Annotated in this window: 16 protein-coding genes and 1 tRNA gene; 13 read left to right on the top strand and 4 right to left on the bottom strand. The window is 31.1% G+C overall.

Features of this window, described 5'->3' with window-relative positions; all coding sequences use genetic code 11:
- The first annotated feature begins 62 nt into the window (after positions 1-62).
- From TAGGR_RS01145 to TAGGR_RS01120, 6 genes are all read left to right on the top strand, one after another.
- Positions 63-2,063, top strand: a complete 2,001-nt coding sequence (locus TAGGR_RS01145; RefSeq protein WP_059175541.1) for a cytochrome c3 family protein — start codon at positions 63-65, stop codon at positions 2,061-2,063.
- Positions 2,063-2,689, top strand: coding sequence for a cytochrome b/b6 domain-containing protein (locus tag TAGGR_RS01140; RefSeq protein ID WP_059175540.1), 627 nt, complete (start codon positions 2,063-2,065; stop codon positions 2,687-2,689). The genes TAGGR_RS01145 and TAGGR_RS01140 overlap by 1 nt, the downstream gene beginning before the upstream one ends.
- Before the next feature lie 40 nt (positions 2,690-2,729).
- Entirely contained in the window at positions 2,730-3,101 is a 372-nt protein-coding gene (locus tag TAGGR_RS01135) for a cytochrome c3 family protein (RefSeq protein WP_059175539.1), read from the top strand.
- A gap of 66 nt (positions 3,102-3,167) precedes the next feature.
- Complete coding sequence (locus TAGGR_RS01130; protein ID WP_059175538.1) at positions 3,168-3,485, top strand: hypothetical protein; 318 nt, start codon at positions 3,168-3,170, stop codon at positions 3,483-3,485.
- Positions 3,486-3,506: 21 nt separating this feature from the next.
- Positions 3,507-3,597 (top strand) — tRNA-Ser (locus tag TAGGR_RS01125).
- A 31-nt stretch (positions 3,598-3,628) separates the two neighbouring features.
- On the top strand, positions 3,629-4,261 hold the full coding sequence (locus TAGGR_RS01120) for a flavodoxin family protein (protein ID WP_059176523.1): 633 nt from the start codon (positions 3,629-3,631) through the stop codon (positions 4,259-4,261).
- A 3-nt stretch (positions 4,262-4,264) separates the two neighbouring features.
- On the opposite strand, the gene TAGGR_RS01115 is transcribed toward TAGGR_RS01120, so the two are convergent.
- Positions 4,265-6,247, bottom strand: coding sequence for a monovalent cation:proton antiporter family protein (locus TAGGR_RS01115; protein ID WP_059175537.1), 1,983 nt, complete (start codon positions 6,245-6,247; stop codon positions 4,265-4,267).
- Positions 6,248-6,327: 80 nt separating this feature from the next.
- Between TAGGR_RS01115 and miaB the strand changes: the two genes are divergently transcribed.
- From miaB to TAGGR_RS01080, 7 genes are all read left to right on the top strand, one after another.
- Entirely contained in the window at positions 6,328-7,623 is a 1,296-nt protein-coding gene (miaB, locus tag TAGGR_RS01110; RefSeq protein WP_059175536.1) for a tRNA (N6-isopentenyl adenosine(37)-C2)-methylthiotransferase MiaB, read from the top strand.
- Positions 7,620-8,843, top strand: a complete 1,224-nt coding sequence (gene mtaB, locus TAGGR_RS01105) for a tRNA (N(6)-L-threonylcarbamoyladenosine(37)-C(2))-methylthiotransferase MtaB (protein ID WP_059175535.1) — start codon at positions 7,620-7,622, stop codon at positions 8,841-8,843. The genes miaB and mtaB overlap by 4 nt, the downstream gene beginning before the upstream one ends.
- Positions 8,844-9,062: 219 nt before the next feature.
- Positions 9,063-10,778, top strand: a complete 1,716-nt coding sequence (locus TAGGR_RS01100; protein WP_059175534.1) for a proline--tRNA ligase — start codon at positions 9,063-9,065, stop codon at positions 10,776-10,778.
- On the top strand, positions 10,765-11,700 hold the full coding sequence (locus TAGGR_RS01095; RefSeq protein WP_059175533.1) for a Ppx/GppA phosphatase family protein: 936 nt from the start codon (positions 10,765-10,767) through the stop codon (positions 11,698-11,700). The genes TAGGR_RS01100 and TAGGR_RS01095 overlap by 14 nt, the downstream gene beginning before the upstream one ends.
- Positions 11,697-12,443, top strand: a complete 747-nt coding sequence (locus tag TAGGR_RS01090; protein WP_059175532.1) for a thiamine pyrophosphate-dependent enzyme — start codon at positions 11,697-11,699, stop codon at positions 12,441-12,443. The genes TAGGR_RS01095 and TAGGR_RS01090 overlap by 4 nt, the downstream gene beginning before the upstream one ends.
- Positions 12,428-12,967 (top strand): 2-oxoacid:ferredoxin oxidoreductase subunit gamma family protein, encoded by a 540-nt coding sequence (locus TAGGR_RS01085; protein ID WP_059175531.1) that lies wholly within the window; start codon positions 12,428-12,430, stop codon positions 12,965-12,967. The genes TAGGR_RS01090 and TAGGR_RS01085 overlap by 16 nt, the downstream gene beginning before the upstream one ends.
- Positions 12,957-13,415, top strand: coding sequence for an N-acetyltransferase (locus tag TAGGR_RS01080; RefSeq protein WP_059175530.1), 459 nt, complete (start codon positions 12,957-12,959; stop codon positions 13,413-13,415). Before TAGGR_RS01085 ends, TAGGR_RS01080 begins: the two co-directional genes overlap by 11 nt.
- Here the strand turns inward: TAGGR_RS01080 and TAGGR_RS01075 are convergent.
- The 3 genes from TAGGR_RS01075 to TAGGR_RS01065 are packed head-to-tail and all read right to left on the bottom strand — an operon-like array spanning position 13,405 to position 20,378.
- Positions 13,405-13,893 (bottom strand): SurA N-terminal domain-containing protein, encoded by a 489-nt coding sequence (locus TAGGR_RS01075; RefSeq protein WP_059175529.1) that lies wholly within the window; start codon positions 13,891-13,893, stop codon positions 13,405-13,407. The genes TAGGR_RS01080 and TAGGR_RS01075 overlap by 11 nt on opposite strands.
- Positions 13,856-16,492, bottom strand: a complete 2,637-nt coding sequence (locus TAGGR_RS01070) for a POTRA domain-containing protein (RefSeq protein ID WP_153000406.1) — start codon at positions 16,490-16,492, stop codon at positions 13,856-13,858. Before TAGGR_RS01070 ends, TAGGR_RS01075 begins: the two co-directional genes overlap by 38 nt.
- On the bottom strand, positions 16,461-20,378 hold the full coding sequence (locus TAGGR_RS01065) for a translocation/assembly module TamB domain-containing protein (RefSeq protein ID WP_059175527.1): 3,918 nt from the start codon (positions 20,376-20,378) through the stop codon (positions 16,461-16,463). The genes TAGGR_RS01070 and TAGGR_RS01065 overlap by 32 nt, the downstream gene beginning before the upstream one ends.
- Positions 20,379-20,428: the final 50 nt, after the last annotated feature.

The raw sequence follows: 20,428 nt of genomic DNA, 5'->3' as shown, positions 1-20,428 counted from the left end.
TATTCTCTTGATGTTGTGGTATAATGTCCCAAACATTTAAAATTCGGGTAAAGGAGTGAGGGATGAGAGGGATTTTAATTTGCGGTGTGATTATCTTATGCTTTCTTCTTTCATATTTTATTCCAGTTAAAGAAGCAGTTTCTGACGATGTAAAATCCTGTTTGCGATGTCATGGGATGAAAAGCTTCCAGAAAAAATTAGAAAATGGCGAAACACTCTCCCTTTATATTGATGGTGCAAAATTTGAAAAATCTGTTCATGGAAGTCTTGATTGTTCATCCTGTCATCCAGATATTACATTAAAAAATCATCCTAGACCCAAAAAAATTGCTGATAAGAGGGTATACACAAAAGAATTTTCAAAAAATTGCTTAACCTGTCATCCACAAGATGCTTTGATGAAACCTAAAATGCATGGACAAATTGTAAAAAAAGGTGAAGTTCTCTGTGCAGAATGTCATGGCTCCCATTACATTGATTCAATGAAAGATTGGAAAAAGAAAGCATCTTTTAATGAATACTGTATAAGTTGCCATAAATTTAATATAAGCAAGACTCTGCCAAGTAAAGAGAAGATTTCTCTTAAGGTTAATGAGGATGAAATTAAAAAATCTGTTCATGGTAAATTTCAATGCCTTGTCTGTCACAGTGATTTTTCAAAGGTAAATCATCCTGTATATGATTACAAAAATAAAGCAGAGTATAGAACTAAAATGACTGCAATTTGTACAAAATGTCATACTGATAAAGAACTTCAGAAAAATCCAGCCCATTATGCTCTTACAAAAACAGCATCATGTATTGAATGCCATGGGTACCATGGAGTAAAATCAGCCAAGGTTGTTAAATCTCTTCCCGAAAATCAGTATTGCTTGAAATGTCATAGCAGTAGCATTGTGATGAAAATGAAAAACGGAGAAACATTATCAGTGCAGGTAAAAGAAAACGATATTTTAAGTTCTGTTCATAAAAAACTTAAATGTACAGATTGCCACAAAGAATTTTCCAGAAGTGAGCATCCTATAAGAACTTTTGACTCTATAAAAGATTACAGAACAAAAGCAAAAGATATCTGCAATAACTGTCATCAGGACGCAGTTAAGAAATATGATATAAGTATTCATGCAGAAGCTCTTAAAAAGGGTAATCAGCAATCTCCTGATTGTGTTAAATGCCATGATTATCATAAAGTGACATACATTACTAAAGACAAAATGGCAAGTTCAGAACTCTGCATAAAATGCCACAGTGATTCTGGCAAAGCCTTTAAAGAAAGTGTACATCAACAGGCAATAATTCAAGGAAAACAAAATGCACCAAACTGTGCTTCCTGTCATAACTCCCATGATGTACTGCCAACAAACATTGCAAAATTAGGGGATTCCTGTATTAAATGCCACAAAGATGCAAAATCAACCCATACAAAATGGCTATGGAATCCACCTCTGAGATTAACAACTTTTGTAGATGCCCATTTTAATTCTGCATCCTGTGCTTCCTGCCATACAAAAGCTGAAAAAGCAATCTATCTTACACTTTTTGATAGGGCTAATAAAAAACCATTAACAAATTCAGAAGTTGCAAAGATATTTGGCATAGATATAAAAGGTGTGAAAGCTAAAATTGATTACAATAATGATGAAACAGTTCAGCAAGATGAACTCTGGAAATTTATGTCAACGGTAAAAGCAAAGTCAAAAGCAAATCTTTCAGGTAGAATTGATGTTTTAAATCCCAATGATGCTCATAAAATAGAGTCAAAAGAAAAATCAATAAAAGACTGCTCTTACTGCCATTCTTCAGGTGCTCAATTTAAGTCGAAACTTGAGATTAACCAAGAAGGAACAAAACCTATAAAATTAGAACTTGACAGAAAAGCCTTAAACTCAGCCTATGCAATACCAAATATCAAAGACTTCTATGTATTAGGTCTGACTAAAATAAAAATTCTTGACATTCTGTTCTTCGTAGCTCTTCTTGGCGGTATTGCTGTTCCAGTAGGACACATAACTCTCAGAATTTTAACAGCACCAATTAGAAGAAAAAGAAAAGGAGGTAAATAATGAAGAAAATTTATCTTCATCCATTACCAGTCAGAATCTGGCATTGGATAAATGCAATAGGTTTCATAATACTTATAATTACAGGTGCTCAAATAAGATTTGTTGACTCAATGGGATTGATGAGCTTTGAAACTGCTGTTCAAATTCATAGCTGGCTTGGTTTTATATTGCTTGCAAACTATTTTATATGGCTATTGTACTATCTTTTATCGGGTAAACTATTCAAAATCTACGTACCACCTTTCTGGAGACCTGTGGAATTTATAAAAAATTCAATAAGACAGGCTAAATATTATGGATATGGAATAATGGTAGGCGATAAAAATCCTCATCATCCAACACCTGAAAATAAATTTAATCCAATGCAACAAATCTCCTATTTAATGATAATGGCACTTCTTATACCATTACAAATTATTACAGGCTTGATTCTCTGGGATCCAGAGCTTTTCGGTTCATTGGCTAAACTCATTGGTGGAATACAGATTGCTACACTCATTCATACAGCTCTTTGGATATTCTTCAGTGCCTTTATAATTGTCCATTTCTACCTTGCCACACTAGGACACACACCAATGGCACATATTAAGGCTATGTTTACAGGTTACGAAGAAGAACATGAATAGTGTGAAAATTATAAAAATTAACGAAAGGAGGTGAAAGAGGATGAAATCTAAAAAAGGATTGATGGTTCTTATTGCTGCTAGTTTTCTATTTGCTATTTCCTTTGTCTATGCTCAGCCTCAGGATGTTTACAAGTTACATTGGGATGGTGGAAAGTTCCCACCAGTTGATTTTACGCACAAGAAACATATTGAAAATTATAAGGTGGATTGCAAAGTCTGTCACCACAAGGATGCAAATCCTGCTGAAAAGGCTCAGAAATGCACAACATGTCATGATGTTGCAGAGGCAAAAGACAATGCACCAAAGGCAATGGATGCATATCACAAGAACTGTATAGATTGCCATAAAAAGGAAAACGAGGCTGGAAAAGCAGCACCAACAAAGTGTAATGAATGTCACAAAAAGTCTTAATATTTAATTTTGCATAAAGAGGAGTCTCATCTAAGAGGCTCCTCTTTTATTTTAAGGGATTCATTTATGGATAAGTTTAAAAAATATATAGGGAAAACAGTTAATACTGAAAAAATCAAAGATTTTAAATTCTTACAGAACTGTGGTCTTTATTGTGAAAGAATACCTGATGATCTAAGTGAATTTGAAGAAATAGAATTCACAATTGACAACATTGTTATGTGTGTTGCCATTCTTGAAGGTAAAATTAAAAGAATAATGCTTGTAAAAGTTGACAGTTCAGAACCTGATGCATGCAGTCCTCTAAACAGAGAGGAACTTGAAGAATTTTTAAAGAAAAATGAAGAGAAATTAATTACATTTTTTGAAAATATAATCTCTTAAATGCTAAAATAAATAATCATTGGAGAGGTGCCGGAGTGGCCGAACGGGCGCGACTGGAAATCGCGTGTGGGGTCTAAAAGCTCCACCGAGGGTTCGAATCCCTCCCTCTCCGTATTTTATTAAGGGAGGAGGAAGGGGTGAAAATGAAGGTTACAGCCTTTAATGGAAGTCCAAGAAAAAACGGTAATACTTATCATGCTATAAAAATGGTAGTTGAAGAGTTAAAAAAAGAAAAAATAAAAGTTGAAATAATTCATGTTGGAAATAAGAAAATAAGGGGATGTATTGCATGTTATAGATGTGCAAAAAATAAGGATGAAAAATGCTCAATTAATGATGAGGTTAATCAATGGATTCAAAAAATAAAAGAATCTGATGGTGTTATACTAGGTTCTCCAGTTTATTTTTCAGGCATAGCTGGTACATTTAAATGCTTTTTAGATAGAGCCTTTCTTGTAGCATCCGTAAATGGAGGAATGTTTAGACATAAAGTCGGAGTAGCTGTTGTAGCTGATAGACGCTCAGGTGGGGTATCAACTTTTGATCAACTTTTGCATTATCTCCATTATGCAGAGATGATTGTTCCATCGTCTAATTACTGGAATGTAGTATTTGGAATGAATCCAGGAGAAGTTTTAAAAGATGAAGAAGGTATGCAGATAATGAGAATACTTGGGAAAAATATGGCATGGACATTAAAACTCATTGAAAATGGAAATAGTATAATAAGTAAGCCTGATAAGGAAGCAAAAATATTTACTAATTTTATAAGATAAAAATTAATCTTTTTTCTGAAAAAATTTCAATGCTTCAACCAGCTGTTTTTTTTCGCCTACATAGATTATTATATCTCCCTCTTTTAAAACAAAATCAGCAGGTGGATTTAAAATAGTCTCTTTTCCTCTTTGAATAGCAATCACTGTAACTTTTGCTCTATTTCTTATATTAAGAGATTTAAGAGAATGTCCTATTAACCATGAATCTTTTTCTACTAAAAAACTATCCATATCGAGTCCTTCAAAAATAACACACTCAATTCCTGCACGAGTTTTTGGAGTGTCGGCAAATCTTAAAATTTCATAACCTTCTGCTCTTATTTTTTCTATCATTTGCAATATTTGATTTCTAGGCACACTAAAGTAATGTAAAACTCTGGCAAAAATTTCCAGAGACGTTTCAAACTCCTCAGGAATAACTTCATCAGCTCCTAATTTTTTCAACTCTTCAATCTCTGTTACAAATCTTGTCCTGACAATTATATGTATAACGGGGTTTTCAGTTTTTGCTATTTGAACTATTTTTCTTGTTGCAGAAGGATCTGATATAGCAACAACGAGGACTTTAGCTCTTTTAATACCGAGTTTATGTAATATTTCCTGACTTGTTCCATCTCCATAATATATGGGTTCTCCTTTCTTTTTCATTTTTCTAACTGTTTCAGGATTAAGCTCTAAAACTACATATGGTATATTCGTCTCTTTAAGAACTCTAGCAAGATTTCTTCCATTTAGACCAAAACCTATGATAATTACATGATTTGATTTTTTGATGACAATATCTGATTCTTTAATTTTTTTAGCCCTTTCAAAATATTTGAAAAACTTCTTGTTAGATAATGAATCTACTATATTTGGTGAATACCTGATTATCAATGGAGTAAGTAGCATTGTTATGACTGAAGCCGAAATAAAACTCTGATATGCATTTTCATCTAAGAGAGAGAGAGATTTTCCAGTAAATGCTAATACAAAAGAAAATTCTCCAATCTGTGATAGTGAAAAGGCAGATTTTAATGACAACTTTAATGAATGCATAAAAATGTATATAATCAATGCAACTACCATTGTTTTTACAGAGAAAATACCACCCACAATAAGAAATTCTTCCAATAAGTTAGTTCTTACATAATCGAGATTTAAAAGCATTCCTACTGATATGAAAAAAATGCCAGAAAATATCTCTTTAAAAGGCAGAATATCTGATATAGCCTGCGCAGAGTATTCAGACTCTGATATAACTACTCCAGCCAAGAAAGCTCCAAGAGCAAGCGAAAGTCCCAACTTTGATGTAAAAAGGGCGGTTCCAAGACAGATAAGTATTGTTGAAATTATAAATAGTTCTCTATTTCTTGTCTTGACAATTTCATGGAGAATGTAAGGTACAGCTAATCGAGAGAATATAAAAACAATTGAGAGTATTAGCGATGATTTAATAATAACAGTGAAAAAATTAGAATATGTTCCACTGCTACCAGAAAGAATATTGGTAAAGAGCATGAGAGGAACAACACAGAGATCCTGAAAAAGAAGAATTCCAAGACAAATTTTGCCATGAGGGGAGTTCAATTCTCCTTTATCAGCGAGTAATTTCATAACAATAGCTGTACTGCTGAGGGCTACAATAAATCCATAGAAAATTGAGCTGTTTAAAGAAACATCCAGTATGAATTGACTCAAAATGGTTATTACAATAATAGTTAAAATAACTTGAAGACCTCCGAATAGAAATACTTCCCTCTTAAGAGAGAGCAGTCTTGGAAGAGAAAATTCTACTCCTATGGTGAACATCAAAAGTATAACTCCAATTTCAGCAATAATCTCAACATCATGAGGACTTTTAATAAATCCAAGACCATAGGGACCTATTACTGTTCCAGCAATTAAAAATCCTACAATAGAGGGAATGTTGAGTTTACCGAGAATATAAATTATTAAACCTGAAATGCCAAAAATTAAAAGGATAGCTTGTAAAAATTCGTACATTTTTATATTATGAGATAAAATTCAAAAATCTTCAAATAGTTGTTTGAAAATAAAGTAATCTTGCCTGTTATAATAAAAACATGAAGGGAAGGGCAGTTTACATAAAAACTTTCGGTTGTCAGATGAATGAACATGACACTGAAAGAATGCTTGGAATATTTGAATCAAAGGGATTTATTGAGGTTGAAGAACCAAAAAAGGCAGATATTGTTGTCTTTAATACCTGTGCAATAAGACAAAAGGCTGAACAAAAATTTTTAAGTAGTCTTGGAAGGATAAAACATCTTAAGAAGAAAAATCCTGAACTAAAAATTATTGTAGCAGGTTGTGTAGCGCAACTTCAAGGTGAAAAACTTTTAGACAGAGTTCCCTACATTGACTATATTATTGGACCAGATAATATTCATATGATTGAAAATATTTTAGAAAATCAAATTTCTAATAAAATATTTACTGATGAAAATCCCCTTGTTGCAAATATCAAAATTCCTGCTAAAAGAATGCATCATGTAAAGGCATGGGTAAATATTATGTATGGATGTAACAACTACTGCGCATACTGCGTTGTTCCATACACAAGGGGTAGGGAAAGAAGTAGACCTGTAGAGAGTATTCTTGAAGAAATTAGATTGCTTGGAGAGTCTGGATTTAAAGAAATTACACTACTTGGACAGAACGTAAATTCTTACAGAGATGGAGATATTGATTTTCCCTCTTTACTTGAAAAAATTAATGAAATTAAAGGGATTGAAAGAATTCGTTTTGTTACCTCTCATCCTAAGGATTTATCAAAAAGGCTTATCAATGCAATTAAATATTGTGATAAAGTATGTGAACATATTCATCTTCCTCTTCAGGCAGGGTCCAATAAAATTCTTAAATTAATGAATAGAAAATACACCTATGAAGAGTATTTTGAAAAAATATGCTGGCTTCGTGAGGCAATTCCAGATATTTCCATTACTTCAGATATTATTGTAGGATTTCCTCAAGAACAAGATGAAGATTTTGAAAAAACTATAAATGCTTTAAAGGAAATCCAGTTTGATGGTATTTTTGCTTTCAAATTTTCTCCACGAACTGGAACTGTTGCGGCAAAACTTGATGGACAAATTTCAGAAGAAGTCAAATCTCAAAGACTAACAGAGATCCTGAAACTTCAGGATAAAATAACAGAGAGAAAGAATAAATTACTTGAAGGCACAATTCAAGAAGTCCTTATTGAAGATAAGGATGAAGAAGAATACTCAACTGGAAGAACAAGAACAAACAAAATAGTAAAAATTGCTTCTGATATTGGCACAGGTAAAATCATTAATGTAAAAATTATAAAAGCACACAGGCACTCCTTAGAAGGAGAAATCATTAAACAATGAAAGTATCCTTTTTTACCTATGGATGCAAAGTTAATCAGGCAGAATCTCAGAAATGGGAAAAATTTTTAAAGCTTAGAGGATATACCGTTACAACTAATCCTGAAGAAGCAGATTTCTGGATTATAAATACCTGTGCAGTAACTCACAAGGCTGAAGTTCAATCAAGACAGATTATAGAAAAAGCTAAAAAATCGGGTAAAAAAGTCTATGTCACAGGTTGTTTTGTAGAGCTATGTAAACCCAAAGAAACAGAAAACTTAAAAGTATTTTTAAATTTTGAAAAAGACAGTATAATCAATAATTTTGAATCATTTAATAAAAATAATACTTTAAATATTTCAAGACATAGAGCTATTGTAAAAATTCAGGATGGATGCAATCACTTCTGCAGCTATTGTATTGTTCCATACTTAAGAGGAAAACCCAGAAGTTATAAATTGGAAGATATTATTGAAGAAATAAACGATTATCTCTCAATGGGAATTAAGGAAATTATTTTAAGTGGAATAAATATTGGACTTTATGGAATAGATCTTGAAGACAATGTAAATTTAAATACACTTCTAAAACAACTACTTAAACAAACTACGGGGTTTAGAATCAGACTAAGTTCTATTGAAGTAAATCATATTGACGAAGAATTTCTTGAAATAATATCTGACAGTAGAATTTGCAAACACCTTCACATTCCTCTTCAGCATGGAAGTGATAGAATCCTTAATTTAATGAATAGAGCATATAATTCTAATCAATTTTTAAATATCATAGAAAAAATCTTTAAATTCTATCCTGATATTTCAATTGGGACTGATGTTATAGTTGGTTTTCCATCAGAAACTGATGAAGATTTTAAAAAAACCTTACAACTAATTGAAAGAATTGGATTTTCCTATTTACATGTTTTTTCATTCTCAAAAAGACCTTTTACAAAAGCCTCTCAGATGCCAGAACAAATTCCCGAAAATATTAAAAAAGATAGAGCAAATTATCTTATAAAAATAGGCAAAGATAAAAAATCAAAATATATTAAAAAATTTTTAGGATCAGAGCTTGATGTAATTGTAGAAAATAAAAAAAATGGTTTTTATTCTGGAACTTCTGACAATTATATTAAATGTTTTATCACCAACAGCAAACTTTCCGAAGGAGATATTTTAAAAGTAATTGTTAATTCAGTTGACGATGAACACGCATTTGTAAGTTTAATTAACAACAAATAATAACTCAAAAATAAAAGTGCCCGATTACTAATCAATTGAAGATTTCTCTATAAAATTTACTAAGTTTTTAAATTTTCTCACAAAATTTTCAACAGGTTTTCAACAGTTTTTATCATTAAAATTATGTCTGATAATGTATATTATGTTAAATTTTTAGCAAACAAAAAATTATCGGAATGTGCTATACTTATTTAATCTAAATTGCACAGGAGGAGATTTATGAGATACTCTAAACTATTTATCCCTACTATGAGAGAAATCCCTTCTGGAATTAACGCAATATCTCACATTTTAATGCTCAAAGCTGGATATGTCAGACAACTAGCTGCTGGATTATTTATTTTCTTACCACTTGGATGGCGTGTTTTAAATAAAATAAACACGATTCTCAAAGAAGAAATGGAGCGAATTGGAGCTCAAGAGATTTCAATGCCTATTCTTCATCCAGCAGAAATATGGCAACAAACAGGTAGATGGTATACAATCAAAGAGGAAATGTTTAGATTAAAAGACAGAACCGGTAGAGACATGTGTCTTGGAATGACCCATGAAGAAATTATGGCATGGATAGCTTCAAAAGAAATAAAGTCCTATAGACAACTACCTCAGATATGGTATCAGATTCAAACAAAATTAAGAGATGAAGCAAGGCCTCGTGGAGGGGTTTTAAGAACAAGAGAATTTATTATGAAAGACAGTTACAGTTTTGATGTTGACTGGGAAGGTCTTGACAGAAGTTATAATTTGCATGCTGAAGCATATCATAGAATTTTTACAAGATGTGGATTAAAATACTACCAAGTTGAATCTGATCCTGGAGTAATGGGTGATATGGAATCGCATGAGTTTATGGCTCCAACACCTGCTGGTGAAGACGATATTGTTTTATGTGATAAATGTGGCTATGCAGCAAACATAGAAGTTGCTAAATCTCAGTTCCCTACTCTATCACCTTTAAATCTGGAATATAAAGAAGTATACACACCTCAAAAAAAATCAGTAAAAGAAGTTGCAGAATTTTTAGGTTTAGACGAAAAGTATTTTATTAAATCTCTTCTTGTTATATCAGAAAAAAATGAACCTGTACTTGTTATGATTAGAGGTGATCAGGAACTTAATGAAAAGAAACTTGCAAGAATTATAGGAGAATTTCGTTTTGCTACTGCTGAAGAGGCTCTTGATATAGTTGGAGTAGAAATAGGATTTATCGGACCAACTGAACATAAAATCAAAAAAATTGCTGATTTATCAATTCAAAAAGGAATTTCCTATATCTCTGGAGCAAATAAAAAAGACTATCATCTTCAAGGAATTATTCCTGAAAAACATTTTGATGCTCAATGGACCGATATAAGAAAAGTTAAAGAAAAAGACAACTGTCCAAAGTGTGGAAATCCTTTGAAGATTGAAAAAGCAATTGAAGTTGGTAATATCTTTAAATTGGGTACAAAATATACAGAACCTCTCAATGCCTATTTTTTAGATAAAGATGGTAAAGAAAAACCAATTATTATGGGAAGTTATGGTATAGGACCTGCAAGAGTAGCTGCTGCTGCAATTGAACAAAATCATGATGCTGATGGAATAATATGGCCTAAAAGTATAGCTCCGTTTGATATTGAAATTATTCCTCTTAATATGGCTGATGAAAAAACAATTAGGATTGCAGAAGATTTATATGAAAAAGTTACAGAAATTTATAACAGTTTCGCAGACAGACATATGGAAGTTTTAATTGATGATAGAGATGAACGCCCAGGTGTTAAATTTAAAGATGCCGATTTAATTGGAATACCAATTCAGGTCATAATTGGTGAAAAGGTACTTAAGGAAAATAAAATTGAAATTAAGAAAAGGAGAACAAAAGAGAGTAAAAAAGTTCCTATAAATAAAGCTGTTGTTGAAATAGTTAATTCCTATTATGAAACCTACTGAAAATATAGCCGTTGTTGATATAGGAAGTAATACCCTGAGATTATTAATAGGAAATATAAGAAAAAATAAAATTTGTAGAGTTTACACTGATAGAGTTGTAACCCGTCTTGGTAAAAATCTTGAAGAAAATGGAAATATTAAAGAGGAAGCAATAGAAGATTCAATTAATGCTTTAAAAAATTTTAAAAAACTATCTGAAACTTTTAATGTTTCCTGTATAATTGCTGTTGGAACAAGTGCTTTAAGAGAAGCAAAGAATAGTATTTATTTTTGTGAAAAGGTAAAGGAATCTACAGGAATTAATGTTCATATAATCTCTGGAGAAGAAGAAGCCTATTATACATTATGTGGAATTATGAATGAAGAATTGGAAAAGGAGCATTCACTTTTTATAGTTGATATTGGAGGAGGAAGCACAGAGTGGATAGAGTGGAAAGATCAGACATTTAGGATAGGTTCAATACCAATAGGTGCTATAAAAATTAAGGAAAAATTCTTGAATACTGATTCTTACTTTGAAGAAAATATAGAGAGTGCAAGAGAATTTATAGAAAAAAAAATAAGTATAATTCTACCAAAAGTAAAAATCAGGAAATTTATTGCTAGTGGAGGGACGGCATCTACACTTGCTATGATTAATTTTGGATTATCAACTTATCAACCAGAAAAAACTCATATGAGTGAAATTGATGTTATAAAATTTAAGATGATACTTAAAAATTTATTATCTATTTCCATACAAGAAAGAAAAAAAATAAAAGGAATGCCTGCTGATAGAGCAGATATTATATGTGCGGGGTTGATCATTTTAGAAAAAATTATTGATTATCTGAATGTTGAAAGATTAACTATTAGTGAATATGGAATTTTGGAAGGGATAATGAAAAATTATAAAAAATTTTGCTATAATAATCCGTTATGAAAAAGAAATTTTCAAGACCTGAATCATTAAAAAATGTTCCATTTAGATATTGCCCTGGCTGTGGACACAGTATTGCTCACAGGCTTATTGCAGAAGTGATTGACGAACTTAAAATAAAAGAAATAACTATTGGGATCGCACCTGTCGGATGTGCTGTATTTGCCTATGATTATTTTGATATAGACATGCTTGAAATTCCTCATGGAAGACCACCTGCAGCAGCAACTGGAATGAAGAGAGTATGTCCTGATAAAGTAATATTTACTTATCAAGGAGATGGAGACCTTGCAGCAATTGGAACTGCTGAAATAATTCATGCTGCCAATCGTGGAGAAAATATAACGATATTTTTTATAAACAATGCCAATTATGGAATGACAGGTGGGCAGATGGCACCAACAACTCTTGTGGGACAAAAAACTACTACAACTCCACTTGGTAGAATTCCTGAAGTTGCAGGATATCCAGTTCATGTCTCAGAATTGCTTGCAGTTCTTGAAGGTTCGGCCTTTATTGCAAGAGGCTCTCTTGATAGTTATAAAAACATTGTCATAACTAAAAAATACATTGAAAAAGCCTTTAAATATCAGCTTGAAGGGAAAGGATTCAGCCTTGTTGAAATGCTCTCACCCTGCCCTACTGATTGGGGAATGACTCCTGAAGAAGCTTTAAAGTGGCTCAGGGAAAATATGATGAAGGAATTTAAATTAGGAGTAATTAAAGATAAATGGAACAACGCATAATTATAGCAGGTTCTGGTGGTCAGGGAATTCTTTTTTTAGGTAAAGTTCTTGCCCATGTTGCAATTAAAGAAAACAAGGAAGTAACATGGTTCCCATCTTATGGTGCTGAAATACGTGGAGGAACAGCAAATTGTATGGTTGTTATATCTGACGAACTTATAGGTTCACCAATTGTTAAAAATGCCGATTATCTTATCGTGTTAAATGAAGCTTCCTTTAATAAATTTATGAGTAGAGTAACACAGGGAGGTTATCTTATTTATGATTCTTCAATAATAAAAAATTCAAAATCCCTTAATGATATAAATGTTTATCCAGTTAATGCTTCCCAGGAAGCATCATTGATTGCAAATCCTCGGCTTGCAAATATGGTTCTCCTTGGTGCTTTCGTAAAAATATCCAGAATATTTAACATAGAAAAAGTTCTTGAAACAATCGAAGAAATTATTCCACCCAAAAGAAAAGAGATGATTGAAATTAATAAAAGTCTTATCCTTAGAGGTTTTTCCATCGTTGAAAGTTAGAAAAGCTTTAGTACCCGATATCAAATCAATTCATAAATTAATCAATGAATTTGCCAAAAAAGGAGAGATGCTTCCGCGTTCTTTGAACGAACTCTATGAAAATATTAGAGATTTTTTGGTTTTTGAAGAAGATAATGAAATTAAAGGGGTATGTGCTTTACATATATTATGGGAAGATCTTGCTGAAATTAGGTCATTAGCAGTAAAAAGAGAGTCACAAAAAAAAGGAATTGGAACTATACTTGTGAAAAAGTGTCTCAATGAAGCTAAAAAGCTTGGAGTTAAAAGAGTTTTTGTTTTAACATATGTTCCAGAATTTTTCAAAAGAGCTGGATTTAAAGAGCTTGACAAATCAAAGCTTCCTCAAAAAATATGGGGAGATTGTATAAGATGTCCAAAATTTCCTGAATGTGATGAAGTTGCTCTTATTTACGAATTCAGGGAATAAAAATTATTTTAATATCTGATGTTTCTTTTAATTCTTCAAGATAATTTTTAAGTTTTTTATTTAACTCTTTTTCAAATAAATATTTTTCAATTTCATTCCTCACAGAAGCATATGGGATGTCTTTAAATTGAGTTTTATTCTGCTCATAGTATTGTCTAATCTCACTTTCTGAAATTACTATTGTTGATTTTATCTTCAAATCAATGTAGTTGTTGATTAATTCTTCATCTTTTCCTTCAATAAAAAGTTCTTTTGCTTTTTTTAGAAGAAGAACTCTGTTGATCATGGTATTTAAAATTTCTTCATTTTTGATTTGAGGAATTTTTTCTTTCGTTTTATCTGCTACTTTTTCAAAATCTCTAAGTGTTATTGCATAACTGTCTACATAAGCAACTACTCTATCTATAACCTCTGTGAAAGCCATAGAAAAGAAAAATAAATTAAAAAGCGTGACCGATGCTAAAATGAATTTCACCATGTGATTCACCTGCCTGTCTATTTAGTTTATATCCATAATCTATCCTTAAGGGACCAACAGGAGTTTTATATCTCAGTCCAACTCCTGTAGTATATTTAAGATTTGAAACATCTACATCCCCTACTCTTTTCCAGATATTACCAAAATCAAGAAAATTAACTATAAAAAAGTTTTTACCAAGATAGGTTCTAAATTCAAGATTTCCCATTAAAAATGCATTTCCACCTGTTGGTTGATTATTCTGTTTTGGTCCAAGTGTATTCTGAGCATAGCCCCTTACAGTATCTCTTCCTCCAAGAAAGAATCTTTCAGAAATTGGCAAATTTTCCGTTTTTCCGTAAAGCCATGCCCATCCACCTCTTAAAGAAGTTGCCAGAACAAGACCTTTTGTTAATTCTGTATATTTGTTAACATAAAATGAAGATTTCATAAAATTAATTTCGGAACCCAAAAATTCGTTGCTTAGTTTTGATGTAACTCCTGCGAGCCATCCTTTTGTCGGATCAAACGGATTGTCTCTACTGTCATAAATTAATGAAGCTTTTATTCCACTTATAAACAATTCTCCAATATCTTGATCAGAAATAACAACCTCGGGCATAACATCCCATGTTTTTGAATATGTTGCTTCATAAAGGATTTCAGCCTTGAAAGACTCAAAAAATTTTTTTTCAAACCCAGCAGATGCGCTATATCTCTTTAATTTGTAAATAATATCTTTTGTATCAATGTTTTTAATATCACTTCTTTCAAAAAGTAATGATGATTTAAAGGTAAGGTCTTTCCACATCCATGGGTCAACATAGGTTATGTAACTTCGTTTTTCTAAGCTGCTTAGTTCAATTCTTGAAAATATCTGTTTATTCATGCCGAATAGATTTATATAAGAAAGTTCTGCAAAACCTTTTGCCTTTTCATATTCTCCATATCCAAAACCGAATTCAAAAGCTCCTGCTGGAGTTTCTTCAAAATTATAAATTAAATCTACTGTTCCATCCTGAGGCTGAGGCTTTATATCTATACGAGAAAAAAGGCCTGTTTTATAAAGAGTTTGTCTTTCTTCCTCTAATGTATAAGGATCATATGGTTTATTCTCTTTTGGTAGAAGTCTTTGATAAATAAATTTAGTTTTCGTTTTTTCATTACCAAGAATAATTGATTTACCAAAATATTTTTTATTGCCTGGTTCAATCTTTAAATTTATATATGCATTAGAGTCCTTTATTTCATATTTTCCTTCAATAGTTGCATCAGAATATCCATTTTTTAAATAAACTTCCCTGATTTTTCTTTTTATTTCGAGAAAAATTGCTTCATTGAATGGATAGTCCTCATATGTTTTAACTAATTTTTGAATTTCTGACTTTAATAAATTATCATTCACTTCTATATCAATGTTTTTTATTTTAATCTGTTTCCCTTTTTGCACTTTAAACAAAATTTTTACCTTATTATCTTTTTCTTCTATCTGCGGCGGTAAAACCTGAGCAAAATAATATCCTTTTGTTTTAAAATAATCTTCAATTCTTTGTCTGTCATTTTCTAATTCTTCTGGATTAAATGGATAACCTTCTTTATTTGCAAGAATATTTTTTATTTCTTCCTGAGAAACTTCTGTCTGAATTTCAATTTTTTCAATGGTTCTTCTGTCACCTTCCTTTACAAAGTATGTTATTTTCCATTTGTTTTCCTCCTCTTCCATTAAAGGAATGATTTTCACATCAATAAAACCATTAGCTCTGTAGAAAGTAATCAAACTATTTATGGTGTCTTTTATAATATTGTCATTTACTTTATCCTGAAAATGAGCCATTGCTATATTTTTCAAATCATTCTCACTTAGAGAATCAACACCATTAAATTCTAAATCCAGTTTTTTACCTTCTTTAATTATTAAAGTAAGTTCTCCATCTTTAAAGGAATAAGTAATTTCAGAGCCAACCAATCCCTGTTTTGCAAAATATTTCTTCATGTTTTTAATGAAATCTTCAAGTAATACTTTATCAAAAGGATCTCCCACGTTCAAAGAAAAAAGATTTTTAATATATTCATCAAAATTCCCTTCCCATTTTATATTTTTTATTCTCAATGGTTCACCTTCATTTACATAAATCGTTATATTGACATAGTTTTCATTAAAGTTTTTTTCTATCCGAATTCGGCAATTTATAAATCCCCGTTTTTTAAGTTCTTCTTCTATATTAAGCTGATTTTTTTTGATCTCAATTTCTTTTAATCTGTCACCTTTTTTAAAAGTAAGTAATTTTTTGAAAAAACTTTCGCTAAAATGTTCATTTCCTTTTATCTCTATTTTGTCTATAAAAGGTTTTTCTTTAACTGAAATTTTCATTACTCCTTCTTTGTATTCGACAACTATGTCATCAAATACATTTTTTAAAAATACTCTTTTAATTCCTTTGGTTATTTCTTCGGCAGTAAAAATTTGATTTTCTTTTACTCCCATAAGATAAAGAAATTCTTTCTCAGAAATTGATTTTAACCCATTGACTTCTAATTTTTTGATATATTCCTCTGCATAGACAAAATTAAACAAAATCAGAAAAATACTAACGAAACTCAAAACGAAACTTAACTGCACCTGAAAGTCCTCCTATTTCGTCTTTTATACCAACAAGAGATATTCCTTTTTTGACTAAGTATTCAACTTTTATTATTTGCTCAGCAGTTGTTCCAGTTGTAGTGGAGTAAGTAACAGTGAGTCTGCCATCCATGAGTTTCTTACCCACTGTGACTCTTGGAGCAATAGAACCTGTTGTTTTTGATATTCCGGGTTCAACCGTCATGACATCAAGTCCAGTGAGCCCTCTAACTCTTTCCTCAAGCAATTCATACATCTGTCCTGTAATGAATGAAGCAGCTTCAGAACCTCCGGGAATGCCCTTACTTCCTCCATTCTGTCCCAATACTAACAGATTAAATAACTCTGACTCTGAAAGAGGCGGATTTGAGCTTAATATGAGATTAAACTGATCAATATATCCGTTTAAATTCAGATTTATATTATATTGTGATACATTGGTCCTTGCTGAAACATTAAGATAGGGCCTTATTGAGTTAGGATCATTGAATTGAATAAGGGCTTGCATAATTTCAAATTTACTACCTCTAAAATATATCCATCCATCTTTTGCATTTATCCATCCAATTAATGATGGCTCCGGAATACTGCCTTTCAAAAGAAGATCACTATTTAGATTTACTGTTGCGAGATTATTGTTAACGAAAAAGTTACTAGTTTGGACTCGCAAATTAAATCTTAAATTATTAAGCCAACTGTTTTTTTCTACTGTGATTTTTGGAGGACTTGATTTAAGAGCCAAACGAGTCCATTCAAATTTTTCAGTATATACACCTCTCTGAATATTTATTTGTCCTGAAAGCAAAGGCTGGGAATATGCTCCTGTAAGATAAATTTGTCCATCCATGTATGCCCAGCATCTTGGTGCAAAGATCCATCTAACCCCTGAGAATCTTCCTGAAAGTCCAAGTTGTTTTACTACAAACTTTTCAAGATATATAGTTCCATCCAACTGAACAGTACCTTCGGAAAATGTGCCATAAGCTTTTTCTATTACAATTCTGTCTTCATTAAATGACACAGTAGCATTTACATTGGATAAAGAAGGGAGATCTTTTCTTAAAGTAATTGATGCATTGTTTATGTCAACTCCTCCTACTATTTCAGGATTTTTTCTGCTTTCGTAAATATAAACCTGCATTAACGCGCTTCCTCTTAAGTCATCAACTTTGAATAAAGCTTTAAAGGGTCTTAAATCAGAATAACCTTCAATTAGAATATCAAAGTAGTCAACTATTTTACCTTTTATTGTTAATTCAGTAGATTGTCCTAAAAGAGTAATGGGAGTAAAATAAACATTACCCTTTTCTACTTTGATATTTACAGGATTTTTATTATTGAGTCCTATCCCATAAAGCCTCATAAATACTCTATTAAAGTCAATTTGGGCATCAAAATTTTTATCATTTATTGAACCTTTTAGATTTCCATTAACTAAAATAACTAAATCTTCTGGTAAATTATTAACAAAAGCTGATACAAAGGGATCAATTCTTGCTGAAGCAAAATTACCCGAGATATTCCAATGTTTTTTATCTGGGAGCCCTCTAATTGTAAAAAAGATATTTTTCATAAGATTCAGTTCAACTATTAAATCATTTTGTTTATAGTTAAACTTAATTAAGCCATCAATATTTCTACCATTTTTTACTTTAGCGATAAAATTAGTATATGCATTTACTGCTGGATTTTTTATTGAACCGGTAATAGAAAAATTCAAATTGTTTAATTTTACTTTTTCAAGATATTTGATGCCAAATCTTTTCATACAATGTTGAGTAATATCCGTTATATCAAAAGTTTTTGATATGCCAGAAATATTTACATCTCCATTAAAATTCAGATAACCCGAAGCATTTAACAAATCTCCATCGTTAAAAATATTTAAACTTTTTATAACAATTGTATCCTTTTCAAGAGAAACTGATCCTGCGAATTTGTCAATAAATTTATTCTTTCCCAAAAATAAGGAGTTACCATTGATTTTAGCTGTAATTTTCCCCTTATCTTTTATAGTGCCTTGTAGATTTAAAAAAGTCTCAATATCATTATCCAAAGCTTTTATATGGAGATTTTTTAGAGACAGGTTTTTTACTGAAAACAAGAGGTCATATGAAGGCTCTTGTATACCAAATAGCTTTTTTGAAAATGGAAATAAAATTTTTCCTTTAAGTGAAATATCCTCCCCATTTAATTCATTGATTGATAGGAGATTTTTTTTATAGAAGATATTTCCTTTTAAATTATTAAATGCAAATGCCTGCTCGGGAAGGGATTTTTCTATTTCCTGAATAAAAATGTTAACTCTTTTTGAGAAAAAACTAATAGAGATTTCAGGATCTTCTGTATTTCCATATAATTTTCCATTAAAATCTAATTCTCCATATATGCCCTTTTGATATGGAATTAAAAGCTCACTTATATCTTTACTGCTTCCTGTAAAATTAAAGTTAAGATTACTATTTTTTGTATCTATGTAACCATATGCCTTAACCTGACTTTTAGATAAACCAACTTCTATCAAGGAAAATCTATAAACTTTATCTAAAGAGTCAAAATTGCCATTTATCCATTCAATTTTTCCTCTTAAATCATCAGGTTTATGGCCTTTTCTTAAATAAACAAATGAACCTTTTGGAGAAAACTTCTCTCCTTCTGAGACTAACCAGCCTTTTACTATTCCTTCAGCAATTCCAGGATTCCAATGAATGAGTTCAAAAACTCCATTGCTTGATACATCATTTAATTCGATATAAGCATAGTGAGCTACCACTTTGGGAAGAGTTATCCAAACATGAGCCTGAGCATAGCCACCATAAAGTTTTACTTTCCCATTTTTGAAATCTAATATTCCATTTTTGTACACAGCATGAGATTCTACTTCATCTACTTTAACTCCAAGAATATTTCCTTTTTTCAAACTTACCTTAGCATTAACTTGAGGATTTGAAAGAGATCCTTGAGCTTCTCCCTTAATTTCAGTAACTCCTGATAATTTCTCAGAAACTTTTAAAATTTGCATTAACTGTTCAAGAAGAAAACCGCCATTAAATTTTAAATTCAGTTTAATTTTATCCTGCCATTTTCTGCCTTCATCAAATGTTACTTTACCATCAACATTAATTTCTCCATAACCGTCATCCATACCAAAAATCTTCATAATGGATTTAAAAAGAATTTTCCCCGAAACAATAAATTCTCCTAAGAAATTGATATAGTTTATTTTTCCTGAACTTTTTAAAAGAGAGTTTATATCAAAAAGTTTAAGTTCTTCGAGAATTATTTCATTATCTTTAATTCTAAGAAAAACTTTCATATTTGTATCAATGTTGGGATACTTAGATGAAAGAAGTTTTATACTGGAAAGCACTGAAATCTGAGGTTCTGTCTTTAAAATTACTCTACCGTAAGACTCTCTAAAATTCAAGTTTAAATCACTGGTATAAATTGAGCCAGAGAGATTTTCTATTTCAAAGGAATTAAATCTCAATTTTATTGGAAATTTTGTTGGTTTTTTTAAGTAATTTGAAACACTTTCTATACACTTGTTAAGATTTGAGTATTTCATTGAAAAATCAGTTGAATACAGAACAACTCTTCTTATTTCTATTTCTTTACTAAAAATCTTAGTTAGCCCCACATAAAATTTTGCTTTTTTCAGTGTCAATTTCTCTTTTTCCGCATTAAACACGACAACATTTTTAAACTCGAGAGAAAGTGGAATAAAATGCAAATAAGCTTTCTCAATTGATACTTCCATTCCAAGCATATCCTGAAGCTCATTAATAGCTGGTTTAAGAACAAGTGAAGAAACATCAATTTTACTAATAAGTAAAAACACTACAAAAATTGAAATTATAAGCGACATCAGAATCTTTTTTTTCAAACCATCGCCTCCTTTGTAATCTTTTCATTCTATATTTGTTTTAATCTATT

Source organism: Thermodesulfovibrio aggregans (genome assembly GCF_001514535.1).
Lineage (GTDB): Bacteria > Nitrospirota > Thermodesulfovibrionia > Thermodesulfovibrionales > Thermodesulfovibrionaceae > Thermodesulfovibrio > Thermodesulfovibrio aggregans.
The sequence above is the reverse complement of the archived record's forward strand: the minus strand, read 5'-3'. Positions and strand labels throughout refer to the sequence as shown.